The sequence below is a fragment of the Intestinibacter sp. genome, assembly GCF_051866655.1.
Taxonomy (GTDB): Bacteria; Bacillota; Clostridia; order Peptostreptococcales; family Peptostreptococcaceae; genus Intestinibacter.
The window spans coordinates 1-3,577 of record NZ_JBJDXL010000319.1 but is presented as its reverse complement, the minus strand read 5'-3'; the positions used below and the strand labels follow the sequence as shown (position 1 = coordinate 3,577).

At 33.4% G+C, this 3,577-nt stretch carries 7 protein-coding genes; 1 reads left to right on the top strand and 6 read right to left on the bottom strand.

What is annotated here, in order from left to right:
• The first annotated feature begins 94 nt into the window (after positions 1–94).
• A complete protein-coding gene (locus ACI3VO_RS09470; protein WP_439757682.1) occupies positions 95–256 on the top strand; it encodes a hypothetical protein in 162 nt (53 codons plus the stop codon).
• 328 nt (positions 257–584) lie between these two features.
• On the opposite strand, the gene ACI3VO_RS09465 is transcribed toward ACI3VO_RS09470, so the two are convergent.
• The 6 genes from ACI3VO_RS09465 to ACI3VO_RS09440 form a co-directional block, all read right to left on the bottom strand.
• Positions 585–833, bottom strand: a complete 249-nt coding sequence (locus ACI3VO_RS09465) for a DUF3310 domain-containing protein (protein WP_439757681.1) — start codon at positions 831–833, stop codon at positions 585–587.
• A 1-nt stretch (position 834) separates the two neighbouring features.
• Positions 835–1,335 (bottom strand): GatB/YqeY domain-containing protein, encoded by a 501-nt coding sequence (locus tag ACI3VO_RS09460; RefSeq protein WP_439757680.1) that lies wholly within the window; start codon positions 1,333–1,335, stop codon positions 835–837.
• Complete coding sequence (locus tag ACI3VO_RS09455) at positions 1,332–2,018, bottom strand: metallophosphoesterase family protein (RefSeq protein ID WP_439757679.1); 687 nt, start codon at positions 2,016–2,018, stop codon at positions 1,332–1,334. The genes ACI3VO_RS09460 and ACI3VO_RS09455 overlap by 4 nt, the downstream gene beginning before the upstream one ends.
• A complete protein-coding gene (locus ACI3VO_RS09450; RefSeq protein WP_439757678.1) occupies positions 2,015–2,257 on the bottom strand; it encodes a hypothetical protein in 243 nt (80 codons plus the stop codon). Before ACI3VO_RS09450 ends, ACI3VO_RS09455 begins: the two co-directional genes overlap by 4 nt.
• Before the next feature lie 12 nt (positions 2,258–2,269).
• Positions 2,270–2,560, bottom strand: a complete 291-nt coding sequence (locus ACI3VO_RS09445) for a hypothetical protein (RefSeq protein WP_439757677.1) — start codon at positions 2,558–2,560, stop codon at positions 2,270–2,272.
• A gap of 843 nt (positions 2,561–3,403) precedes the next feature.
• Positions 3,404–3,553: a hypothetical protein gene (locus tag ACI3VO_RS09440; protein ID WP_439757676.1), complete on the bottom strand. Its 150-nt coding sequence runs from the start codon at positions 3,551–3,553 to the stop codon at positions 3,404–3,406.
• Positions 3,554–3,577 lie beyond the last annotated feature (24 nt).

Sequence of the window (3,577 nt, the reverse complement as noted above, 5' to 3'; positions counted from 1 at the left end):
GAGAGAAATCTTGGAAATATCTATTATTTGATAATACTGGATTAACAAGATCCTTCAAAGATACAGGATTTGCGTACATAAAATCATAGGAAGAATGACCTATTCAGAAATATTAGAAATTGCAAAGCAAGGGAAGACTCTTATGCTCCCTAATTTTATAGGATACTTTAAGTGGGACTTTGGAAATAAAACTCTAGTATTCACAAATGGAGATTATAAGTGCTTAGCAGAAGAATTAGATATTAAGAATAGATAGGACTTCTATTATATAATATAAAAAAAAAAAAGCCCCTTGGAAGTATAGGACTAATCCTACACGACCAAGGGGCTTTTGTTATGTTTTTAATGTAAACTTAGTATTCTCTGGATAGAAGTATATATCTACACTAAGACCATCAATACTTAAGCTAATGTACTTATCTGAATACAAGAAAGAAGCAGTTCCAAACATTTCTCGCAACGCTCCTACTGTAATCAAATAGTTGAGCTGAAACGGAAGAATGTATTCCGTTAGCTCTTTTCTTAATAGGCATGAAACTACATTCCCTACTCCAATTTTTAGAGAATTAATTCCATTACTTATATCACTCTGCGCATATTTTATCATTCAGTAGCTTTATTTTATCATTTATATAAAACACAGCCTTTTGTAAATCTTCTATCTCTTTAGCGGTATCGTCATATCCTTCCTCTGATTTATGTCCTGCTCTTAGGATATATTTTATTGCATTCCCAAGATCAAAATCTAAATGTCTAGTTATATCTATTACCTCTATTCCACATATGTCTTTAAGCCACGTGTAATGAGATGGATGATTTACTTTGTCTTCCATATTATATAAGATAGGATTTTACGACAGTTGAGATTAATTTGCCATCTGCTTGGGGAAATTTAGCTTTTAGATGTTTAATTGCATTTCCCATCTCTTTCTTCGGAATAAATGGTTTACTGGTTTCAATAGCATCATAACTATATCCCCAATCCTCTGTTAAAAAAGTTTCAATGAATTTATTTTTTCCTGCCCATATACAAAGTTCAGAACATATCTGTGACTCCTTTACAGGCTCTGGGAGCAACTTTTTTAATACTGCTAGTTCATCTCTATACTCAGACATTAAGTCCTCTCTACCAGCCTCAGAGAAGCCTAAAATGCCATCTTCCAACTTCTTACACATTTTTGAAATAAGTTGGATTTCAGCTGCCTCATCATATGGCTTTGCATTCTTAGCAGTCTTAAAAGCTTGTATTTCAGCCTTTAAGTTTTTGTAAGCACGAAGTTCAGTCTGATTTCTGGACTTCATACTTACTTTTATTAGATCGTCTACATTAATCATTCTATTTCTAAATAGAGAGGTTCATAAACTATATTATATTTCTCATCTTTCATACTAACATTATAATGGGCAGTATTATTAATCATGATTTGCTCATGAGAACAGCTATGTAGATGTCCGTTGAACTGGAATCTAGGCTGTTTAGCTAGGATTGTTTCTAGCAAGGGTTTGTTGCCAATATGACTACCGTCAGCCCAATAGCAGTCTTCTTGAAGGAGTATATCTCCAAATCCGTAAGGCTGGTCATGAGTTATCAAAATGTCAAGATTCTCTGGAATCTCATTGAAGACTTGCCTTAAAGTATCATCTGGATACATATAAGCCCAATTTCCAAAGACTTTACAATAAGGAGTTCCAAATATCCTGTAGTCTGTTCCATCGTGAGTATAAATATACTCCTTATGACATAGATAGGTTACTTTATCAGAACCTGGGAATAGCTTCTCATAAACAATTTGATGTCCCGGAAATCGTAATTCATGATTCCCTGCGATGAATATTACTTTCTCACATGGTAAATTTTCTGCCCAGGCCTTAAATTTATCCTTATACCACTTTTTAGTCCCGTTAGTACTTGCTTGTACATTAAGGGGAACAGAATCTCCGCAGACTAGAACTAGGTCACATGGTCTAATCTCTGGAAGATCCCCATGTATATCACTAATTGCACATATTTTTATCATATTTCAAGCGTATATCTGGTTATATAGTCACCACATTCTTCACATTGCCCTAAGTCCTCAAATTCTCCTTGTGACATAACTAGATCTCTCCATATATCTTGTAGAACACCTAAGTCAGACTCCTTATCTAGTAATTTACAAATAACTTCCCTAAGTTCCTCTTTGCTCATATCAACAGTCTCTTTTCCATCAACTGTTAGCGATGTACATATACATCCGTCAGTATATTCTAATTTCATAATTTAAATTATTTATGTTTCTCTCCACCCATCCTTATCACATACCCATAGAGCATGATATAGGCATCCATACTCAACAGATAAACATCTCATTTCAATATCATCCTTATTTGGAAGTTTCTCATAAAGCTCATTCATTTCAGCTTCTGGGAAAGTCCATTTAGATTCGAAGTAGCAATCAATGCTGTTGTCGCACCTTTCAACATCTGCGCTTCCCCAGTCCTCAAAGAAATCCTCTATAACCTTTAGATTGTTTGAGTCTTCTGAGTAAGCATAGAATGTATTATCACATATATTACTCATATTTTATTCTTTATATTTCCATATAAAACCTCCAGCAGTTTTGTTTCTACCACTAAGACATTCTACTATGGCTTTTCGTTTAACAAACTATACATCTGAGGCACTAGCCCATTCCTGTATAAACTCCCCGTTCTTACTATATTGCAATATCGGTTTCTTAGGAGGACCTGATTTACTCAAGTTTATATACTATTTCCTTAAGTTACCACTTCTAGTTAAGAGATTTTCACAATCTTTCTTGTATTTCCAAATATAACCTCCGGAAGTATAAATTTCTCCTCTCACACATCGCATAACTTCCTAGGGATTCTTTATCTAGGATCTATAAATGTTGGCATATTCTTTAACAAAGGTACCATCTAGATTAAACTATAACACTGGCTTACTCTTAGAAAATGAAATCTTATTTGACCAATCTTTCATTTCCTATTCAGATTTACCTTTCCAGTACGCAATAATCTTATCAGTAACTTTATCTCCTATAATACCATCACCACCATCTGTGACATTGTATAATAGTTTTCCTCCTCTTCTGTACTTAGATATATAATACTTTTCTAAAGCATTTAGAGCAACCTTTACTCTTTCTCTACTTTTAGATTGAATTGTAAATAGTACTACATATTCAAAGTTTTCAAATCCATACTTCCTTATTGCTTTATAAAAGGGAAGATCAACTCCTTTACTAGCTAGTCTTTTGTGAGTTACTTTTCTCCTCTTTTCGTCAATGGTCTAGCCTATATAATATTTACCGGAGGGACTTTCATATCTATATATTATTCCAATAATCCTTGTATTATCACATATATTAGCCATTATTTAAAAATATTAAATAGAACTATTTTACTTGCTTAGTACCTTATTTTCTTTGTTGTACATCTGCTTGCTAAATCCATCTATCTGAGCTCGGGTAATATTACTTACCCAAGCCTCAAATAAATGTCTGTATTTTAGCGTGATTACTCTTATAAAATTCTGAGCGTAACCACTCATAGAGCTTTGTTGTCATTCTTTATA

Excerpts from the sequence above, each read along its gene's own strand:
- ACI3VO_RS09450 (WP_439757678.1), bottom strand. The coding sequence starts at position 2,257 with ATGAAATTAGAATATACTGACGGATGTATATGTACATCGCTAACAGTT.
- ACI3VO_RS09455 (WP_439757679.1), bottom strand. The coding sequence starts at position 2,018 with ATGATAAAAATATGTGCAATTAGTGATATACATGGGGATCTTCCAGAG.
- ACI3VO_RS09465 (WP_439757681.1), bottom strand. The coding sequence starts at position 833 with ATGGAAGACAAAGTAAATCATCCATCTCATTACACGTGGCTTAAAGAC.
- ACI3VO_RS09460 (WP_439757680.1), bottom strand. The coding sequence starts at position 1,335 with ATGATTAATGTAGACGATCTAATAAAAGTAAGTATGAAGTCCAGAAAT.
- ACI3VO_RS09470 (WP_439757682.1), top strand. The coding sequence starts at position 95 with ATGACCTATTCAGAAATATTAGAAATTGCAAAGCAAGGGAAGACTCTT.
- ACI3VO_RS09440 (WP_439757676.1), bottom strand. The coding sequence starts at position 3,553 with ATGAGTGGTTACGCTCAGAATTTTATAAGAGTAATCACGCTAAAATAC.
- ACI3VO_RS09445 (WP_439757677.1), bottom strand. The coding sequence starts at position 2,560 with ATGAGTAATATATGTGATAATACATTCTATGCTTACTCAGAAGACTCA.